This is a genomic window from Xenorhabdus vietnamensis, assembly GCF_002127535.1.
Classification (GTDB): Bacteria; Pseudomonadota; Gammaproteobacteria; order Enterobacterales; family Enterobacteriaceae; genus Xenorhabdus; species Xenorhabdus vietnamensis.
The window spans coordinates 72,363-91,090 of record NZ_MUBJ01000019.1 but is presented as its reverse complement, the minus strand read 5'-3'; the positions used below and the strand labels follow the sequence as shown (position 1 = coordinate 91,090).

The 18,728-nt window shown below is 41.8% G+C and carries 18 protein-coding genes and 1 other annotated feature; of the genes, 12 read left to right on the top strand and 6 right to left on the bottom strand.

All coding sequences use genetic code 11. The annotated features are described in order from the left end of the window. The 7 genes from Xvie_RS15310 to trpA form a co-directional block, all read left to right on the top strand. A partial coding sequence (locus Xvie_RS15310) for an IS701 family transposase (RefSeq protein WP_139838866.1) occupies positions 1-591 on the top strand: 591 nt, incomplete at its 5' end. Between the two features lie 351 nt (positions 592-942). Continuing rightward, positions 943-1,043: a sequence feature (Trp leader region), on the top strand. A 69-nt stretch (positions 1,044-1,112) separates the two neighbouring features. Continuing rightward, complete coding sequence (locus tag Xvie_RS15305) at positions 1,113-2,672, top strand: anthranilate synthase component 1 (protein WP_086110121.1); 1,560 nt, start codon at positions 1,113-1,115, stop codon at positions 2,670-2,672. Next, positions 2,672-3,250: a glutamine amidotransferase-related protein gene (locus tag Xvie_RS15300; RefSeq protein ID WP_086110120.1), complete on the top strand. Its 579-nt coding sequence runs from the start codon at positions 2,672-2,674 to the stop codon at positions 3,248-3,250. Before Xvie_RS15305 ends, Xvie_RS15300 begins: the two co-directional genes overlap by 1 nt. An 84-nt stretch (positions 3,251-3,334) precedes the next feature. Further along, complete coding sequence (trpD, locus tag Xvie_RS15295; RefSeq protein ID WP_086110119.1) at positions 3,335-4,339, top strand: anthranilate phosphoribosyltransferase; 1,005 nt, start codon at positions 3,335-3,337, stop codon at positions 4,337-4,339. Beyond that, positions 4,336-5,700 carry a bifunctional indole-3-glycerol-phosphate synthase TrpC/phosphoribosylanthranilate isomerase TrpF gene (gene trpCF / locus Xvie_RS15290; protein ID WP_086110118.1) on the top strand — a complete coding sequence of 455 codons (1,365 nt, stop codon included), beginning with the start codon at positions 4,336-4,338 and terminating at the stop codon, positions 5,698-5,700. The genes trpD and trpCF overlap by 4 nt, the downstream gene beginning before the upstream one ends. A gap of 31 nt (positions 5,701-5,731) precedes the next feature. Then, positions 5,732-6,922 (top strand): tryptophan synthase subunit beta, encoded by a 1,191-nt coding sequence (gene trpB / locus Xvie_RS15285; protein WP_086110117.1) that lies wholly within the window; start codon positions 5,732-5,734, stop codon positions 6,920-6,922. After that, on the top strand, positions 6,922-7,728 hold the full coding sequence (gene trpA, locus Xvie_RS15280) for a tryptophan synthase subunit alpha (RefSeq protein WP_086110116.1): 807 nt from the start codon (positions 6,922-6,924) through the stop codon (positions 7,726-7,728). The genes trpB and trpA overlap by 1 nt, the downstream gene beginning before the upstream one ends. Before the next feature lie 151 nt (positions 7,729-7,879). Here the strand turns inward: trpA and ompW are convergent, their stop codons facing one another. Next, positions 7,880-8,521: an outer membrane protein OmpW gene (ompW, locus tag Xvie_RS15275; protein WP_086110115.1), complete on the bottom strand. Its 642-nt coding sequence runs from the start codon at positions 8,519-8,521 to the stop codon at positions 7,880-7,882. A 490-nt stretch (positions 8,522-9,011) separates the two neighbouring features. On the opposite strand from ompW, the gene Xvie_RS15270 reads away from it, so the two are divergent. Then, positions 9,012-9,770, top strand: a complete 759-nt coding sequence (locus Xvie_RS15270) for a YciC family protein (RefSeq protein ID WP_086110114.1) — start codon at positions 9,012-9,014, stop codon at positions 9,768-9,770. Positions 9,771-9,831: 61 nt separating this feature from the next. Here Xvie_RS15270 and Xvie_RS15265 read toward each other — a convergent pair whose 3' ends face one another. After that, on the bottom strand, positions 9,832-11,538 hold the full coding sequence (locus Xvie_RS15265) for a SulP family inorganic anion transporter (RefSeq protein ID WP_086110113.1): 1,707 nt from the start codon (positions 11,536-11,538) through the stop codon (positions 9,832-9,834). Positions 11,539-11,774: 236 nt separating this feature from the next. Between Xvie_RS15265 and Xvie_RS15260 the strand changes: the two genes are divergently transcribed. Further along, entirely contained in the window at positions 11,775-12,305 is a 531-nt protein-coding gene (locus Xvie_RS15260) for a septation protein A (RefSeq protein WP_086110112.1), read from the top strand. 83 nt (positions 12,306-12,388) lie between these two features. Further along, positions 12,389-12,823 (top strand): acyl-CoA thioester hydrolase YciA, encoded by a 435-nt coding sequence (yciA, locus tag Xvie_RS15255; RefSeq protein WP_086110125.1) that lies wholly within the window; start codon positions 12,389-12,391, stop codon positions 12,821-12,823. A 392-nt stretch (positions 12,824-13,215) separates the two neighbouring features. Here the strand turns inward: yciA and tonB are convergent, their stop codons facing one another. Together tonB and Xvie_RS15245 are read right to left on the bottom strand one after the other, a co-directional pair. After that, the gene (gene tonB / locus Xvie_RS15250) at positions 13,216-13,923 is read right to left on the bottom strand and encodes a TonB system transport protein TonB (protein WP_086110111.1); all 708 of its coding nucleotides are present in this window, start codon (positions 13,921-13,923) and stop codon (positions 13,216-13,218) included. Positions 13,924-14,092: 169 nt separating this feature from the next. Further along, the gene (locus tag Xvie_RS15245; RefSeq protein ID WP_086110110.1) at positions 14,093-14,272 is read right to left on the bottom strand and encodes a YciY family protein; all 180 of its coding nucleotides are present in this window, start codon (positions 14,270-14,272) and stop codon (positions 14,093-14,095) included. A gap of 384 nt (positions 14,273-14,656) precedes the next feature. Here Xvie_RS15245 and cls point away from each other — a divergent pair, with 384 nt between their 5' ends. Continuing rightward, on the top strand, positions 14,657-16,117 hold the full coding sequence (cls, locus tag Xvie_RS15240) for a cardiolipin synthase (protein WP_086110109.1): 1,461 nt from the start codon (positions 14,657-14,659) through the stop codon (positions 16,115-16,117). 131 nt (positions 16,118-16,248) lie between these two features. Next, positions 16,249-16,602: an HI1450 family dsDNA-mimic protein gene (locus Xvie_RS15235; protein ID WP_086110108.1), complete on the top strand. Its 354-nt coding sequence runs from the start codon at positions 16,249-16,251 to the stop codon at positions 16,600-16,602. A 124-nt stretch (positions 16,603-16,726) separates the two neighbouring features. Here Xvie_RS15235 and oppF read toward each other — a convergent pair whose 3' ends face one another. Continuing rightward, the gene (oppF, locus tag Xvie_RS15230; protein WP_086110107.1) at positions 16,727-17,728 is read right to left on the bottom strand and encodes a murein tripeptide/oligopeptide ABC transporter ATP binding protein OppF; all 1,002 of its coding nucleotides are present in this window, start codon (positions 17,726-17,728) and stop codon (positions 16,727-16,729) included. Next, the gene (oppD, locus tag Xvie_RS15225; protein ID WP_086110106.1) at positions 17,725-18,723 is read right to left on the bottom strand and encodes an ABC transporter ATP-binding protein; all 999 of its coding nucleotides are present in this window, start codon (positions 18,721-18,723) and stop codon (positions 17,725-17,727) included. Before oppD ends, oppF begins: the two co-directional genes overlap by 4 nt. Between the last annotated feature and the right edge of the window lie 5 nt (positions 18,724-18,728).

The following is an 18,728-nucleotide window of genomic DNA, read 5'->3' as shown; positions in this document are numbered from 1 at the left end:
CGCTGGGTGACCGCGGATGAAGTTTATGGCCGTGACCGTCGTCTAAGAGTCTGGCTGGAGTCCCGATACCAGCCCTTCGTGTTAGCCATTCCCTGCAATACCCCCTTATGGTGGCGAGGGCCAGAGTATATGCGTGCTGACCGGATTGCCGATACCCTGACCGCCGCTGACTGGAAAACACGGTCAGCGGGAACGGGGACAAAAGGTGAGCGTGAGTATGACTGGGCTGTCGTGCCGTTATGGCGTTTACAGCTCAGTGAAGAGGATCGACGTTATGGTCATTATTTGTTAGTTCGGCGCAGCCGGGATAGCAGACAGGAACGGGCTTACTATGTGGTGTATGCCCTGAGAGAACAGGCGGATCTTAATACGCTGGTTCAGGTTGCGGGTTGTCGCTGGGAAATCGAAAGTGGCTTTGAGGAAACCAAAGGGGAATGTGGGCTGGATCACTACGAAGTGCGGCGATGGCAGAGTTGGCACCGACATATTACCTTGTCGTTACTGGCCCATGCAGTCCTGGCGGTTCTGCGGGTACAGGAGAAAAAAAACACCGGTAGGCCGGGTTCCGCTCAGTGTAGCGGAACTGCGTAAGCTGCTGTCAAAACTGATGGAAAAAGCGGGAAAGACAATAGAACAGATTTTACATTGGTCAGACTGGAGACGGCGGCATCAATACCGGGCGCAACTATGTCACTATCGCCGCCGGGGAGATCATCGGCTTACAGCGCAATTACGGCTGTAGTACTAGTAAAACCAAAATAAAAGAAAGTATTAGTATTTTATCTACATTCTCAGGTGACTTCACTGCTACAGACATCAAAAAAAAAACCATTGACAAGTTAAACATGTTCCAGTCTACTAGTACACAGGTTGATTGAAAGATTTTCTATAAAAATCATTGAACAAATGAGGCACTCTAAAATGATCGTATTTATGCAAATCAGTCATTGGTGGCACAACTTCCCATTCAGGGCGGTTGGCTCACGCACATAAGTACAGATACGCAAGTGCCGAAACCCGCCCAAAAAGGCGGGTTTTTTTATAACTATTTTCTTATTGATATCTCATAACGTAATTTTTTTGTGGATAGAAGTTAGCAACGAGGGATGAAGATGATTGGTAAAGAATTTAATATTTCTATAAATCAAATGGATACTCTCTATCAGACAGATCCAACTCTGCTTTTTCACCAACTTTGCAGCAATCGTCCAGCGACGTTATTGCTGGAGTCTGCTGAAATTCAGAGCAAAAATAATATCAAAAGCATTTTGATCATTGACAGTGCCATGCGCATTACAGCCAACGAGCGTCAGGTTACTTTTGAAGCTCTCACTCAAAATGGCCAAAACCTGCTTCCCATACTCGCTGCTTTACTTGCAGAAAAAGCCCAATTGAATATGGAATCGCAGGTTATGCGAGCGCAATTTCCTTCTACTGAACACAATCTGGACGAAGACAGTCGGCTAAAATCCGATTCAGTTTTTGACGCACTTCGTGCCCTGTCAGCTTTGGCATCCTTTTCAGAATCACCCGATGCCATTTTCGTTGGTGGGCTGTTTGCATATGATTTAGTCGCTGGATTTGAACCATTACCCACGGTAAAAAAACACCAACACTGCCCTGATTTCTGTTTTTATCTCGCAGAAACGCTATTGGTGATCGATCACCGGCATGGGCATTCACGTCTGCAAATTTCATTGTTTGGCGAATCCGATTCAGAGAAAGAACGCCTTCAAGAACGTTTAACAACATTAGCCTCTGCCATTTCAGAACCACTTCCACCTCTTCCGCCTGCCACATTGCCCAACGTCACTATTGACTGCAATCAAAGTGATGAGCAATACGCAAATATCGTGCGGAAACTACAGCAATCAGTCCGTCAGGGAGACGTCTTTCAGGTGGTTCCATCACGTCGTTTCACTTTGCCGTGCCCTTCTCCGCTGAACGCTTACCATGCATTGAAAAAACAAAATCCAAGCCCCTATATGTTTTTCATGCAAGATCAGGACTTTTGCCTGTTTGGTGCTTCACCAGAAAGCGCTCTTAAATATGATGCCAGCAATCGTCAGATTGAAATCTATCCGATAGCTGGTACTCGTCCACGCGGACGTGATGACAATGGGGAATTGGATGCCGATCTCGATAGCCGAATTGAACTGGAAATGCGCACTGATGCTAAAGAAATCTCAGAGCATGTGATGCTGGTTGATCTGGCCCGCAACGATTTGGCGCGTATATGTGAGCCAAGCAGTCGATATGTTGCCGATTTAACCAAAGTCGATCGCTATTCGTTTGTTATGCATCTTGTTTCCCGTGTCGTCGGTACACTCCGCCATGATTTGGATATCTTCCATGCCTACCAAGCCTGTATGAATATGGGCACGTTGACAGGAGCGCCTAAAGTCCGGGCCATGCAACTCATCGCAGCACATGAGGGAGAACGACGTGGAAGCTATGGCGGGGCTGTCGGCTATTTCACTGGCAAGGGAGATTTTGATACCTGTATCGTGATTCGCTCTGCTTATGTGGAAAACAGCCAAGCTACTGTTCAAGTGGGAGCCGGTGTGGTATTGGATTCAGTTCCCCAGTCAGAAGTAGATGAAACTCACAGTAAAGCCAGAGCCGTTATTCGCGCAATTACGCAAGCCCATCATGCGGAGGTATCATTCTAATGGCTAATATTCTCCTACTCGATAATGTTGATTCCTTCACATATAACCTTGTGGATCAGCTACGTACTCATGGTCACCATGTCGTTATTTACCGCAATACGGTTTCAACAAACACCATTATTACCAGACTCAATGAAATGAAATCACCTCTTTTGCTGTTATCTCCCGGTCCGGGAAAACCATCAGAGGCAGGCTGTATGCCGGAGTTGCTCAAACACGTGATAAGCCAGATTCCGGTTATCGGAATTTGTCTTGGACATCAGGCGATTATTGAAGCCTATGGAGGAAAAGTCTCCGCAGCCCAGAAAATTTTGCATGGTAAGGCAACACCAGCCACACATGATGGAAAAGGCATGTTTTCCGGTCTGCCAAATCCGTTGCCTGTCGCTCGTTACCACTCCCTCACGGCTGTACACGTACCAACAACTCTCATTGTCTCTGCCTCATGTGGCGATACAGTGATGGCTGTACGTCATGATGAACATAAAGTTTGTGGATTCCAGTTCCACCCCGAATCTATTTTGACCACGCGAGGAGCCAAGCTGCTTGAGCAGACTCTGGCATGGGCACTTAATTAAAAATCTTGAGTTAAAGACATTGAATTTAAAGATATCGGGTTTAAGGGCATCGAATTAAAGACATAAACTTGACGGGGTGGGAAAATGCAGTTGATTTTTGACAAATTATTCAGTGAAAAAACACTGACACAGCAAGAAAGCCAGCAGTTATTCACCGCGATTATTCATGGTGAGCTAAGCGATGTGCAGCTGACTGCTGTATTGATTAGCCTGAAACTGCGTGGTGAGCAGCCACAAGAAATTGCAGGCGCAGCTCAAGCATTCTTGGCAAACGCAGCTCCCTTTCCTCGCCCTGATTACACATTTTGTGATATCGTCGGCACAGGTGGAGATGGCACAAATAGCATCAATATTTCTACAGCCAGCGCCTTTATTGCTGCGGCCTGTGGCCTCAAAGTAGCAAAACATGGAAACCGCAGTATTTCCAGTCGATCCGGATCATCTGATTTATTAGCCGCATTCGGCATTGCATTAGATACCTGTGCCGAGAAGTCACGCAGTGCTCTGGATAACATTGGTGTCTGTTTCCTGTTTGCTCCTCAATATCACAGTGGATTTCGTCATGCGGTGCAAGTTCGACAACAGTTAAAAACGCGAACAATATTTAATGTTCTTGGCCCGCTAATTAATCCGGCTCGTCCTCCCGTATCACTCATTGGGGTCTACAGCCCTGAATTAGTTGGGCCTATAGCACGTACCTTACAAACCTTGGGCTATCAGCGTGCCGCCGTTGTACACAGCGGAGGTATGGATGAAGTTGCCTTACATGCGCCCACCCATGTTGCAGAACTCAATCACGGTGAAATCAACCAATATCAGTTAACAGCAACTGATTTTGGTCTACCAAACCATCCAATATCTTCATTGAAAGGCGGAACACCTGAAGAAAATCGCAACATGCTGGCAATGTTATTACAAGGTCGCGGTAATAAAGCCCATGCCGATGCCGTAGCGGCAAATGTGGCCCTTTTAATGAAGATTCACGGGCATGAAGATCTACGAGAAAATACTCAATTAGTACTCAATACTATTTACAGCGGCCAGGCTTATGAAAAAGTAACAGCATTGGCGGAAAGGACTAAATCATGAAAACCAGCGTATTACAGAAAATTGTTGATGATAAAGCGGAATATCTGATTACTCGTAAGGCAGAACAACCGTTGGAAAGCTTTATTGATGCTATTGTGCCAAGTCACCGTCGGTTTTATCAGGCATTAACCCATAAACAAACTGTTTTTATTTTGGAATGCAAAAAAGCATCCCCTTCAAAAGGGTTAATTCGTGAAAATTTCGATCCTGTTCGCATTGCTAAAACTTATCAGCCTTATGCCGCCGCAATATCTGTCTTGACCGATGAAAAATATTTTCAGGGCAGCTATGATTTTCTAACAATGGTCAGTTCTGCCGTACATCAACCTGTTTTGTGCAAAGACTTTATTATTGATGCTTATCAAGTTTATCTCGCTCGTTATTATCAAGCCGACGCTATTTTACTTATGCTCTCCGTTCTTGATGATGCCACGTATTGCGAACTGTCATCACTGGCACACAGTCTTGGCATGGGAGTACTGACCGAAATCAGTAATGAAGATGAACAGCAACGGGCATTGGCATTAGGCGCAAAAGTTATTGGTATCAATAATCGTGATCTCCGTGATTTATCCATTGACTTAGATCGTACGCGCAAACTGGCTGCTGGCTTACCCGAAGGTACTATAGTCATCAGTGAATCCGGTATCCACCAGCATCGCCAAGTACGGGAATTAAGCCAATTTGCCGATGGTTTTCTTATTGGCAGCTCCTTAATGGTACAACAAAATTTAGATCTCGCTTTACGGCGTCTGATCTTCGGTGACAACAAAGTTTGCGGTCTGACTCGCCCGCAAGATGCCAAAGTTGCGTTGCATATGGGAGCAGTCTACGGCGGTTTAATTTTTGCCGAACAATCACCGCGCAAAATTAACCTGCAAAAAGCCCAGCAAATCATCAATGAAGCCTCTCTGCAATATGTTGGGGTGTTTCAAAATCAATCCATTGATTTTGTCAGTAATATAGCCCAAACACTTTCACTTACTGCGGTTCAACTTCATGGGCATGAAGATGAAAACTACATCAACACACTGCGCGCTGTGCTACCTGAACATTGTGAGATTTGGAAAGCCATTGATATGTCTAAAGCTGCGGAGTTTTCCGAAATACCCAATGTTGATCACTTATTGCTGGATAATGGATCAGGAGGAACAGGAAAACCGTTTGACTGGCAGTTAATCAATCCACGACTTCAACATAACAGTTTCCTGGCCGGAGGTCTGAATGCTGACAATTGTCATCAGGCAGCAGCATTTGGCTGTTATGGGCTGGATTTTAACTCAGGGGTCGAAGTTTCCCCGGGTATCAAAAGTAGTCAAAAAATCAAGCAGGTTTTTCAACAAATACGCTGCTATCACTAATTTTTCAGACAAGAAATGGATGAGTAGAATAATGAGTAAATTGAATCCTTATTTTGGCGACTTTGGTGGACAATTTGTTCCTCAAATTTTAATCCCTGCACTTAATCAGTTAGAAGAAGCCTTTATTGATGCTCAAAGAGATTCTGAATTTCAGCATACATTTCAGGATCTATTGAAAAATTATGCAGGTAGACCGACTGCCTTAACTCTGTGCCAAAACCTGACTAAAGGAACAAAAACACGTTTGTACCTGAAACGTGAAGATTTGCTCCACGGCGGTGCTCATAAAACCAATCAGGTTTTAGGACAAGCATTGTTGGCAAAACGAATGGGAAAGAACGAAATCATCGCTGAAACAGGTGCGGGTCAACACGGCGTAGCAACCGCTCTGGCCTGTGCCCTGTTGGGGCTAAAATGCCGTATTTATATGGGAGCAAAAGATATTGAACGTCAATCACCCAATGTCTTTCGTATGCGTTTGATGGGGGCGGAAGTGATCCCTGTCCACAGCGGCTCAGCAACTTTAAAAGATGCTTGTAACGAAGCAATGCGTGACTGGTCTGGTAGCTATGAAAAGGCACATTACTTATTGGGAACCGCTGCTGGCCCTCATCCTTATCCAACAATGGTACGAGAATTCCAGCGGATGATTGGTGAAGAAGCCAAAAATCAAATTATGGAAAAAGAAGGCCGTCTACCCGATGCAGTAATTGCCTGTATTGGTGGTGGCTCAAATGCCATAGGTTTGTTTGCTGAATTTATTCCAGAAAATGATGTTCGTCTCATCGGTGTTGAACCAGCAGGACACGGTATCGAAACCGGAGAACATGGTGCCCCATTGAAACACGGAAAATTAGGGATTTACTTTGGCATGAAAGCGCCAATTATGCAGACAGAAGACGGACAGATTGAAGAATCTTATTCTATTTCGGCTGGTTTGGATTTTCCTTCCGTTGGTCCCCAGCACGCCTATTTAAATAGCATCGGTAGGGCCGATTACGTTTCAATTACTGATGATGAAGCTTTAGAAGCCTTCCAGAACCTCTCACGCAATGAAGGCATTATTCCTGCATTGGAATCATCTCATGCATTGGCCTATGCCTTGAAAATGATCCATCAGGCTCCAGACAAAAAACAAGTATTAATTGTCAATTTATCTGGCCGTGGTGACAAAGATATTTTTACCGTTCACGATATTTTAAAATCCAGGGGGGAAATCTGATGGAACGTTACGAACAACTTTTTAAGAAGCTACAAAGCCAAAATCAAGGTGCTTTTGTTCCTTTCGTCACCCTCGGCGATCCCAATCCCGAATTGTCGTTAGAAATTATTGATGCATTAATTTCAGGTGGTGCTGATGCACTTGAATTAGGCATTCCATTCTCTGATCCCCTTGCTGACGGCCCAACTATCCAAAATGCCAATCTACGTGCGCTATCATCCAAGGTCACTCCCACATTATGCTTTAACCTGCTGGCTAAAATCCGGGCTAAACATCCTGACACGCCGATTGGCTTATTAGTTTATGCCAATCTTGTCTTTCACAATGGAATTGATGAGTTTTACCGTTATTGCAAAGATGCGGGGGTTGACTCCGTACTTGTTGCTGATGTGCCATTATCCGAATCATCTCCTTTCCGTTCAGCGGCCATAAAGCACAGTATTGCGCCGATATTTATTTGTCCACCTAATGCAGATGATGATTTATTACGTGAAATCGCTTCATTTGGTCGAGGATATACTTATTTGCTGTCAAGGGCGGGAGTGACCGGTAGTGAAAATCGCGCGAAGCAGCCACTCAACCATATTATTAATAAACTTAAAGAACATCACGCGCCCCCTGCTTTACAAGGTTTTGGCATTTCAGAACCCGAACAGATCACAGCCGCTCTCAACAGTGGTACAGCGGGTACGATTTCAGGTTCTGCCATCGTAAAAATCATTGAAGATAACTTGCATCAACCTAAAATCATGCTGGAAAAATTAATGTTTTTTGTTCGCACCATGAAGAATGCTACACAATTATAATCTTACTGACAGCTAACGTTAAAAATAGAAATTGTATAAAAATGGGGCAACCACGCCCCATTGGTTATCTCTTATGTCAAACACACACGTAGCTTAATTACTTCTTTTCAACACTATTTTCAACATTATTTTTTTTCGAATATTCAAACAGTTAGAAACTGTAGCCAACCCCGAACATAAAGACCCATGGATCAAGGCGGGTTTTATATTCTGTATTTGTATTACCGACTTTGAATTTCACATCAGTTTCAATATTCATCCACCAAAGTGAAGTGTTCAGCACCCAGTTTTTATCTAGTTTATAATCCAGACCAACCTGACCCGCTACACCCCAAGAATCTTTCAAATCCAGACTATTTAAATTAGCAGCCTTTACAGTTGCATTATTATTAAATTTTTCGCTAAAGAATGTTGTGTAGTTAATACCAATCCCAACATAAGGACGTAATTTATTTTCTGTGTTACCAAAATAATATTGTGCCATTAGAGTTGGTGGTAAATGTTTAACTTCAGCTATTTCCCCTACTCCAGGTAAACTGACTTTATGTTGAAATGGTGTCGCTGCCAATAACTCAACACCGATATTGTCGGTTATCATATAACCAAAAGTTAAACCTAACTGAGTATTATTATTGACATCAAAAGATCCCAACCCTAATACATTATCAGAACCGGCATGTGGCCTTACCGTTGCTGTACCTGTACGGAACAAGAAGTCACCCGCTTCATGGGCAAAAGCCAATGACGGGGCTAACGTAGCCGCAGCCAATACAAGCGCAGAAATCTTTTTCATTATCCATCCCATTCATGTGGTTTTAAAACAATCAAAAATATACCTGTTTGTTTACTGTTACGATCCAAGACCGATCACATATTTTAAATATTTTTGGCAAAATAAGGTATTTACATTTTTATTATTTCATTTGCAGGATATTTTAAATTGATCCAAATCAAAATTTTCTTAGTATAATTTTTATTGCCATCCATGATTTATGTTTTAACATCAACTTTTGAATTACCAACAATAAATAATAATAGAAATTTCATATTAAAAAATATCTATCCAATATTCCAATTCATAATAAATTTATTAAACATGTGTTAATAAATTTATCATTTCTATAAAGCCCCAGATTAGAGCATGAGCAAAAAAAGAACACTCATTCTCCTTATAGCTTCAAGTTACAGAATAGAGACAAAAGCCAAATCTTAGGTATCCAATAATCCCTCGAACAAGGTACAATTGGGTAATATTGTTGTTTTATTTGATAGGAGCCACTTTCATGCCCATCACGGCAAATACCCTGTATCGTGACAGCATCAACTTTTTAAAGAATCAGTTGTTGAGCATTGTCACCCTCTCTGCCTTGGCCGCGTTGGTGACAACATTGCTGGGGCATTTACTAATGCCGAATGGTGAACAACTCAAGTTATTGGAAGAAATACAAAATATCGTCAGAGAGTCCGGCAATACAGGAATCCAACATTTTGTGGCGAAATTAACGCCAGATGAACAACTCATATTAATACGCACAATGTTCGGGATTTTATTTACTGGTATATTCGGCAATACCTTACTTACTGCCAGTATGTTGGTACTCATCAATGCCGTCTCCAACGGCCAGAAAACCAATGCCATTCACGCCAGCATATTATCAATGACACTGCTACCCAAGATGTTTTTGCTAATATTAATTTGTAACCTGTTGGTTCAAATTGGTTACGCTTTGATGCTCCTGCCAGGAATACTATTTTCTATTGCTTTCGCACTTGCTCCTATTTTCTTGTTTGAAAAGGGTAAAAATGTTTTTTCTTCCATGCAAAATAGTTGGAGATTGGCATTCGGCAATCTGAGACTGTTGATCCCTGCTGTGCTGTTATGGCTTGCCACCAAGCTAATACTGGCTCTTGTGGCGGCTAAAATGCCCAATATTTTACTGTCAGTGCTGGACAATTTATTATCATCCCTGCTACTGATTTATCTGTTCCGTTTGTATATGTTGATCAAACCACAAACTAAAATGACAAACGGCGTGCAATAAACGCCAAATAGTTCACCTTGCTCCAGTACTGCGGGGTGAACTGCCATTGAGTGAACCACAATTACTTTTCTTGTTTTCCCTCAGCTTGCCGCTTACTTTGAATCAAACGAATGGCAAAGTAGAGATCAGGAACGACTATCAAATCTTCATCACTACGACTTAATTTATTTTGTTTGATCCAACGATTCAGTTCTGTTCTACGTCCCGCCAAAACCAGTGTCACCCCTTTCCCTTTCAATTCTGTAATTAATTCGTCCAGAACAGCAAAAACACTGACATCATCGTAAGTAAAACTAACCGTCGCATCGACTACTAACCATACGGGGCTGTTTACAGCACTATTCACATGTTGTAACACCCGTTTTTTAAAATATCCAACGTTAAAATAAGTGAGAGGAGAGTTAAAACGGTACATCATAATGTCATCTACAGGTTTGACATCATTATTTTGATGGATGGAGCGAACCATCCCCTGATCATTTACTCCTAACAATTGATCCGAAGGCCGAAAAACTATCCGCAAAAACTGAAATAACCCCAACAAAACAGCGAAGCCGACACCACCGATCACACCTACCAATAAAACGGCAATCAACGTGAAAATTGACAGTGTAAATGCCTGACGATTACGTTTTCGATAAGCCCAAATATTCTTAAAACTCAATAAGGACCATGAGGAAAATATTAAGACTATTCCCAGTGATGACAAAGGGATATACACCAGAAAATTTGTCATAAACAGCAATACCAGCAAGATAGTACAAGCGGCAATCACAGACACCATTTGCGTTTTACCACCTAGTGCATCATTGACAGCAGTACGGCTACCAGCAGCGCTGACAGCAAAACCTTGTGATAATGATGCAGCGATATTGGCAATTCCCAATGCTCTGAGTTCTGAATCCGCATCAACTTGATAGCCATTTTTACTGGCAAAACTACGAGCAGTCATCATAAAACTGACAAAGCTGATTACTGCTAAGTTAATAGAAGGAACGACCAAATCACGTATTTCACTAAGTTTAAACTCAGGCATTGGTACAATGGGCAAACCATTCCCCATATTACCAACAACCTGAATACCATATTCACTGAGTTCAAATTGCCAACTGATATAAGTCGATACAATCATTGCCACCAGTGGCGCAGGCCAGCTTGAACGAAGGAAACGCACACTGAGCAACACTAACAACGTAATTATTGACATCCCCACTGTCGGCCAATGAGATTCTAATAACTCATGAGGAAGTGCAATCAATCGTTCGATCAACTCCTCTGGCAAACCAGACAAGCCAAAAACTTTAGCAAGTTGATCAGCGATGATGGTAATCGCTACCCCATTAATAAAGCCTTTCAAAATAGGGCGAGATAGAAAGTCAGCAAAAGCACCAAGTCGGAAATGGCTGGCCAAAATACACCAAAATCCCGTCATTAACGTCATAATTATGGCTAGCTGCCAACGGACATGCTCATTTCCATGTGCTAATGGTACAACAGTTGCGGCAATAACAGCGCAGGTCGCTGCATCAGGCCCAACAATCAACTGTCGAGATGTACCGAACAAAGCATAGGCGAACATTGGTAAAATACAGGCATATAAACCAATAATCGCGCTAACCCCCATTAATTCAGCATAAGCAATTGCAACAGGCAGTGCGACCGCAGCCACAGAGAGTCCCGCTCGCATATCATAACTAAGATATTCTCTACGATAATGACAAATACTTCCCAAACCTGGCATCCAGCGATGCAATCTTTTCCACAACATGGCCTTTATGTCCCTTCGTGAAAATGGAGCACATTATAATGCGATAATGCGTTGTTAAATGAAAACTCACAAGTTCCCTCGCCCACACTCAATTTTTCGCTCATTATGATAAAATTACACAAATAGATGAAAAAATGTTTTTTTACCCTGATAAATAAACCATTTCATTGAGATCTGATACACTCTGGCACAAATTCAAAAACATGCCATTATTGACTTCACAATGGATTCAACTTATGAAACAACTTTTAGACTTTTTGCCACTGGTCGTTTTTTTCATCGTCTACAAAATGTATGATATTTTTTATGCATCTGGCGCCTTGATTGCCGCAACAGGATTAGCCCTTGTCATTAGTTACCTAATTTATCGTAAAGTTGAAAAATCCTCCTTAATTACATTTATTATGGTTGCTGTCTTCGGCACACTGACACTAGCTTTCCACAGTGATCTATTCATTAAATGGAAAGTAACTGTAATTTATGGCATTTTTGCTCTTGTTCTTCTTATCAGCCAATGGGTTATGAAGAAGCCGCTAATTCAACGGATGTTGAGTAAGGAGTTAAAATTACCCGATTTTGTCTGGAACAAGCTGAATATGGCTTGGGCTGTCTTCTTTGTTGCCTGTGCACTCGCAAATATTTATGTCGCTTTCTGGCTGCCTCAGGATATTTGGGTTAACTTTAAAGTGTTCGGGTTAACGGCATTGACACTAGTCTTTACTGTAGTGAGTGTGGTATATATCTACCGTCATCTGCCTCGCGAATAAAAATAATGTAATGACCCTCATATGGATACCTGCCGATGCAGCGGCAGGTATTGTTGTATTCACCAAATAAAGCAAGTTTTCTAATGACACAACAACAATGCTTACCAAACGGAGAATTGGTTCTCCGTACACTGGCCATGCCTGCTGATACCAATGCCAATGGGGATATTTTCGGTGGCTGGCTGATGTCTCAAATGGATATTGGCGGTGCAATTCTGGCAAAAGAAATTGCTCTGGGACGCGTAGTAACTGTTAGCGTGAATGGCATCAGTTTTCTGAAACCAGTTGCGGTAGGTGACGTCGTATGCTGTTATGCCCGTTGTCTTAAAACAGGGAATTCATCCATTACTATTCATATTGAGGTTTGGGTGAAAAAAGTGGCTTCCGAGCCGGTGGGTCAGCGTTATCGTGCAACAGAAGCTGTTTTTACGTATGTTGCCGTTAATGAAAATAATGCTTCTCGGTCTTTACCTGAAGATAAAAGACACTTCAAATTGGAAAGCAGTGATTCAGAGTAACAATTAAATAAAAAAGTAACTCGTAAATAAAAGGGTGTATCTTTTGCTTGCACCCTTTTTATTAATGAAAAAGAACAAATCAAGTTAAACTTAATAAATAGAATCCTCCCAGCAATTCAAATTGTTATATTTTAGTCTCGCCAGTTGGATATATTGTTGCCAAAAAGTATACTTTTTTCATTACATTCAATAATGATAAATATATTTTCGTCTAAAGGAAGATAAACCTCCATAGAAATACCAGATGTATGCCCTTCGGATTTCAAGTTGCAATTTTTTTGGCTCCACTCACTCACCCCGGTCACATAGTGAACTATGCTTCCGGGGATTCGTTTCCTTGCTGCCGCGCCACATCCTGAAATCCATTAGGCACAGGAAAAAAATTTGGTCGATTAGGATTGTGAAATACCCGTGATTTTAAACTCAATAGTCGCCACGTATCCAGTAGCAGGCGTTTTTTCATAACGCCATTTTCTCATGGCATTTTTCACTTCACGGTCAAAGACATTTCTGGGAGTTGCAGAAATAATCTCGATATTTTTAACTCGGCCATTTTCATCAATATCAAATTTTACCTTTACCGTCCCCTCTGTACCCAACTGCTGTGCTCTGGATGGATAACTGGGATTTGGCCTGTTCAATGCCTTTGGCCCTCTTTGTATATCACTTTTTTCACTAATAGCATGATGATCCGTTTTTTGATCGCTCAGATTCTTTGCCATCAGAGGATCCTGATCAGAAATAGGTTTCAGTGGTTGTTCTGATATTTTTTCTGTCTTTTTCTCTAATTGCTTAACTTCTTTTTTAACAATTTTTTTCACTTCCGGTTTTTTTTCAGGCTTAGGTTTTAGAGCAATTTTTGCAATAGGTTCAGGTTCCGGCTCCGGTGGTTCAGGAAGTGATTCAGGCAAGGCAGGTTTAGAGGCAGGAGCCTCTTCAGCAGCCAACTGGATCATGGCAACAGACATAGGTGCAGCTTCTGGCTGTTTTTCAGGTTTAACCGCTTGAAAAAGCGCCGCAGCAATAGAAATATGTAAACAAACGGAAAGTATTATCGGCCAATGTATCCAACGCATAAGAGAATTCTTGCTTAGCAGCATAATAGTCAGTTTTCAGATAGCCATTAGTTTAAATGCAAATGACTATCATATTCAATAAAGATTCAAAAACATCTATATCCATCATCGTTCAAATTGCAGCTTTGTTGATTATGCTGCAACTTGAGAATCGGGATCAAACACTTAGGAATATGTCATGCTAAGCATCGTGTTAAACCCATTCCGCATTGTGGATGAATAAAATCGATCTACGACGTTTATAAGCGCCTAGCTTACGCGCTGTATAGATACGGAAATTACGGCGTGTCTGCCCTTCCAACCAGCGACGACGGCGACGGATACTTTGACGGAACATTCTCCAACGTCCTACTTCTCTTCTGCTGTGTTTCATAAGATATTTTCCAGGCTAACTCTCATTGGGTGAATAGCATTATTCTTAATCGTCATTATTAGAGATGTCAACCAATTGCCAATTTGGTCGGAGAATCAGGCATAATAGTGTATCGCCCATAAATCATTAGCTTCATAACCTTTATAAATAATTCATGATTTATTTATGTTAAATTTCATACAATTCATGAAGCCAAAGTAAGCCATTAACTCATTAAGTAGTAATGATATTTAGCATATTTAGTGCATCTTTTACTAAAATTATTCTCTATTCAATTGATGGTATTGAGTTGATCGTTTGTCCAAATTTCTAGAAACTTACGGTAATGACTGCATGAAATACTTAAATAAACAGTACCTAAATAAACAGGATTGATTGCTACATATGACAACTTTCTACTCTGTACTGAGCTGGATGGCGATTTTCTTATACTGGTTAATTATTGCGGGTATCACCATCCGGGTTTTGATAAAACGTCGTCCTGTGACATCAGCTATGACTTGGCTGCTCATTATTTACATTATTCCTTTAGTCGGTATCGTTGCTTATTTATCATTCGGAGAATTGCACCTTGGCAAACGCAGAAGTGAGCAGGCCAAACAAATGCGATCATCTTTGACCAAGTGGCTGGCTGAATTAAAAAAATCCTCCCAAATTTTTGCCGATGAAAACAGTGAAGTTGCTACTCCACTGTTTCAACTGTGTGAACGGCGCCAAAAACTCAAAGGTGTCAGGGGCAATAAAATGCAATTAATGACATCCTATGACAATTCACTGAAAGCGATTGTTCATGATATTGAAAATGCCAAATACAATATCGAGATGGTATTTTACATATGGCAATCCGGAGGGTTGGTTGATCAGGTCACTGATGCTCTGATGCGCGCAGCCAAACGTGGTATTAAATGCCGAATCATGGTGGATTCAGCAGGAAGCTGGCAATTTTTCCGCAGCCCTTATCCTGATATTATGCGGAAGGTGGGGATTGAATTTGTCGAATCGCTAAAAGTCAATATCTTTCGTTTATTCTTGCGTCGTATGGATTTACGTCAACACAGAAAAATTATTCTGATCGATAATCATATTTCATACACTGGCAGTATGAATATGGTTGACCCACGTTTTTTTAAACAAGGTGCCGGCGTTGGTCAATGGGTTGATATCATGGTGAGAATGGAAGGCCCTGTTACCACAACATTGGGGATCGTTTACGCTTTTGACTGGGAGATGGAAACAGGTCAGCGTCATCTTCCTCCCCCACCTGACAACATTATCATGCCCTTCAAACAAGACAGTGGTCATACAGCTCAAGTTATTGCTTCCGGGCCAGGGTTCCCTGAGGAGCTGATCCAACAATCCTTAATGACTGCTATTTTTTCTGCCCGAAAACAGCTTATTCTGACTACTCCATATTTTGTTCCCAGTGATGATTTAATGCATGCGATTTGCACTGCGGCTATGCGTGGTGTGGATGTCAGCATTATTGTACCAAGTCAAAACAACTCATTTCTTGTTCGCTGGGCCAGTCGCGCGTTTTTTTCAGAATTACTGGAAGCTGGCGTGAAAATTTATCAATTCGAAGATGGTTTGTTGCATACCAAGAGTGTTTTAGTCGATGGTCAACTCAGTATGGTCGGTTCAGTCAATTTAGATATGCGTAGCTTGTGGCTGAATTTTGAAATTACGGTTGTGATTGATGATAAACACTTTGGTAATGATTTAACATTGGTTCAACAAGACTATATTGTCCGTTCAACATTGCTTGCAAACAGCAATTGGGAAAAACGTCCGGTTTGGCATCGTATCCTTGAACGTATCTGCTACTTTTTCAGCCCGCTTTTATAATTCATGGTAGAAAGCAGGCAGAAAACAAATTGACCAATAACTCTTTCAGTACGAATAGCCGAATAAAAGTATTCATTCAATATAGAACATGTTTTAATTTCACTTTGTTATTAATCTCGGACATTGCCATCATGGAATACCAATCGACACATTCTAAGCAATTAGACTTAAATAACCGAATGACTGAAGATGAAACGCTTGAAAAGGCTTACGATATCTTTTTAGAACAAGCACTTTCTAATCTCGATCCGGCTGATAGCCTATTGTTTAATTTGCAATTTGAAGAACGAGGCGGCGCTGAATTACTGGAGCCATCAAGAACCTGGCTTGAACATGTTGATTTTGATTTGAATCCAGACTTTTTTTCAGAAGTCATTATTGGATTGGCTGAATCAGATGATGCCGAAATTGATGATATCTTTGCTCGTATCTTGATCTGCCGGGAAAAATCTCACCCTATCTACCATATTTTGTGGAAAAAGTAATAAGCCAGCTTTTCTCAATATATTCTGTATATTTTCTTGACTGATAAAAATAAATGCCCTCATTACGAGGGCATTTATTTTAGTGACAACGTCACCTTGACGTATTCATATATAATATAACTGATCAGAGAGGATCAACCTTTAAGCAAGACACAGCATGTTTAAAGCTTCCCTCAAGCAATGGTCGGGTTTTGGCACATTCAGCATCTGCCATTGGGCAACGGGTACGAAATACACATCCAGACGGTGGATCTATCGGTGAAGGGAGTTCTCCCTCCAATAATTCAATATGCTTGTTTCGCTCTTTATCTGGATCAGGAATTGGCACTGCCGACATAAGAGCACGGGTATATGGATGCAACGGGTTATGATAAACCTCATCGTAAGTGCCTAACTCTACAGCATTCCCTAAATACATCACCAATACGCGGTCTGATATATGTTTTACTATCGATAAATCATGGGCAATAAAAATCAGAGAAAGCCCCATTTCCCGCTGTAATTCCTGCAACAAGTTGACAACTTGTGCCTGAATGGAAACATCCAGTGCTGAAACGGGTTCATCACAGATAACTAATTTAGGCTCTAGAATCAAGGCGCGAGCAATTCCAATACGCTGGCACTGCCCTCCGGAGAACTCATGGGGATAACGGTTTATCAAGTTAGGCAATAACCCTACCCGCATCATCATCTTTTTGACTTTTTCTTTTACTTCCCCATCTTTCATTTTGGGGTAATAAGTTCTCAATGGCTCTGCAATAATATCGCCAATAGTCATGCGCGGATTCAGCGATGCTAAAGGATCTTGGAAAATCATCTGGATATCATTGCGAATATCCCGCCATTGCTTGTCATTCATATCCAGCAAACTCTGACCAAGCCATGAAACTGCACCACCAGACGCTTTCACCAACCCAATAACAGCTCTGGCAAGTGTTGATTTTCCGCAACCAGATTCTCCCACAACTCCCAGTGTTTCACCTTCATATAACCTTAAGGTAACGCCATCTACTGCTTTTAAGGTTTTTGCCGGCTGCCAGAACCACTGTGTTCCATCTTTAATATCAAAATAAACCTTGAGATCGTCAACTTCCAATAAGACTTGTTTTTCAGCTATTGTGCTCATACCAATTCCTCCTGGGGTTTAAAGCAGGCACGCAAGCGCCCTATGCCAAATTTTTCCAATTGTGGCTCCTCACAAGCACAACGATCAGTAGCAAATTGGCAACGTGGCTGGAATGGACACCCTTTTGGCAAACGTAATAAGTTAGGAGGATTGCCTTGAATTGTTTCCAGTGCTTCTTCATCGCCATCCAGACGAGGAACAGCATTCAATAGCCCGATAGAGTATGGATGTGTAGGATGGTAAAATACATCACGCGCCGTACCATATTCCATCGTTCTTCCTGCATACATGACTAATACTTTGTCACAGATACCCGCAACCACGCCTAGGTCATGGGTAATCATAATGATGGCGGTGTTAAACTCCTTTTTCAGCTCGTTGAGCAAAGTCATGATCTGTGCCTGAACGGTTACGTCTAATGCAGTTGTTGGTTCATCGGCAATCAATAGCTTAGGCTGACACAATAGAGCCATTGCAATCATGACTCGTTGACGCATACCACCAGAAAATTCATGCGGGTACATCTTCATGCGCTTACGCGCTTCTGGCATCTTAACAGCATCCAACATGCGGATAGATTCTTCAAAAGCTTCGCTTTTACCCATATGTTTATGCAGCATCAATACTTCTGTTAATTGCTCCCCCACTCGCATATAAGGATTTAGGGAAGTCATGGGATCTTGAAATATCATCGAGATCTCTTCTGCCCGCATCCGGTTCAATTCTTTTTCTTTCAGGTTGAGGATTTCCCGACCATTAAAGGTGGTAGAACCACTGACAGAACCGTTACTGGCCAATAACCCCATTAACGCAAACGCCGTCTGTGATTTACCTGAACCAGATTCGCCCACAATCCCCAGTGTTTCCCCAGCCTGTAAGTCAAAATTTAATTTATTCACGGCAGTCACATTGCCGTCAGGAGTGCTGAATACTACATTCAGGTCTTTTACCGATAAGAGTGATTCAACATTTTTCGAAGTTTCTACGCTATTCATAGGCT

Excerpts from the sequence above, each read along its gene's own strand:
- Xvie_RS15305 (WP_086110121.1), top strand. The coding sequence starts at position 1,113 with ATGATTGGTAAAGAATTTAATATTTCTATAAATCAAATGGATACTCTC.
- Xvie_RS15300 (WP_086110120.1), top strand. The coding sequence starts at position 2,672 with ATGGCTAATATTCTCCTACTCGATAATGTTGATTCCTTCACATATAAC.
- trpD (WP_086110119.1), top strand. The coding sequence starts at position 3,335 with ATGCAGTTGATTTTTGACAAATTATTCAGTGAAAAAACACTGACACAG.
- trpCF (WP_086110118.1), top strand. The coding sequence starts at position 4,336 with ATGAAAACCAGCGTATTACAGAAAATTGTTGATGATAAAGCGGAATAT.
- trpB (WP_086110117.1), top strand. The coding sequence starts at position 5,732 with ATGAGTAAATTGAATCCTTATTTTGGCGACTTTGGTGGACAATTTGTT.
- trpA (WP_086110116.1), top strand. The coding sequence starts at position 6,922 with ATGGAACGTTACGAACAACTTTTTAAGAAGCTACAAAGCCAAAATCAA.
- ompW (WP_086110115.1), bottom strand. The coding sequence starts at position 8,521 with ATGAAAAAGATTTCTGCGCTTGTATTGGCTGCGGCTACGTTAGCCCCG.
- Xvie_RS15270 (WP_086110114.1), top strand. The coding sequence starts at position 9,012 with ATGCCCATCACGGCAAATACCCTGTATCGTGACAGCATCAACTTTTTA.
- Xvie_RS15265 (WP_086110113.1), bottom strand. The coding sequence starts at position 11,538 with ATGTTGTGGAAAAGATTGCATCGCTGGATGCCAGGTTTGGGAAGTATT.
- Xvie_RS15260 (WP_086110112.1), top strand. The coding sequence starts at position 11,775 with ATGAAACAACTTTTAGACTTTTTGCCACTGGTCGTTTTTTTCATCGTC.
- yciA (WP_086110125.1), top strand. The coding sequence starts at position 12,389 with ATGACACAACAACAATGCTTACCAAACGGAGAATTGGTTCTCCGTACA.
- tonB (WP_086110111.1), bottom strand. The coding sequence starts at position 13,923 with ATGCTGCTAAGCAAGAATTCTCTTATGCGTTGGATACATTGGCCGATA.
- Xvie_RS15245 (WP_086110110.1), bottom strand. The coding sequence starts at position 14,272 with ATGAAACACAGCAGAAGAGAAGTAGGACGTTGGAGAATGTTCCGTCAA.
- cls (WP_086110109.1), top strand. The coding sequence starts at position 14,657 with ATGACAACTTTCTACTCTGTACTGAGCTGGATGGCGATTTTCTTATAC.
- Xvie_RS15235 (WP_086110108.1), top strand. The coding sequence starts at position 16,249 with ATGGAATACCAATCGACACATTCTAAGCAATTAGACTTAAATAACCGA.
- oppF (WP_086110107.1), bottom strand. The coding sequence starts at position 17,728 with ATGAGCACAATAGCTGAAAAACAAGTCTTATTGGAAGTTGACGATCTC.
- oppD (WP_086110106.1), bottom strand. The coding sequence starts at position 18,723 with ATGAATAGCGTAGAAACTTCGAAAAATGTTGAATCACTCTTATCGGTA.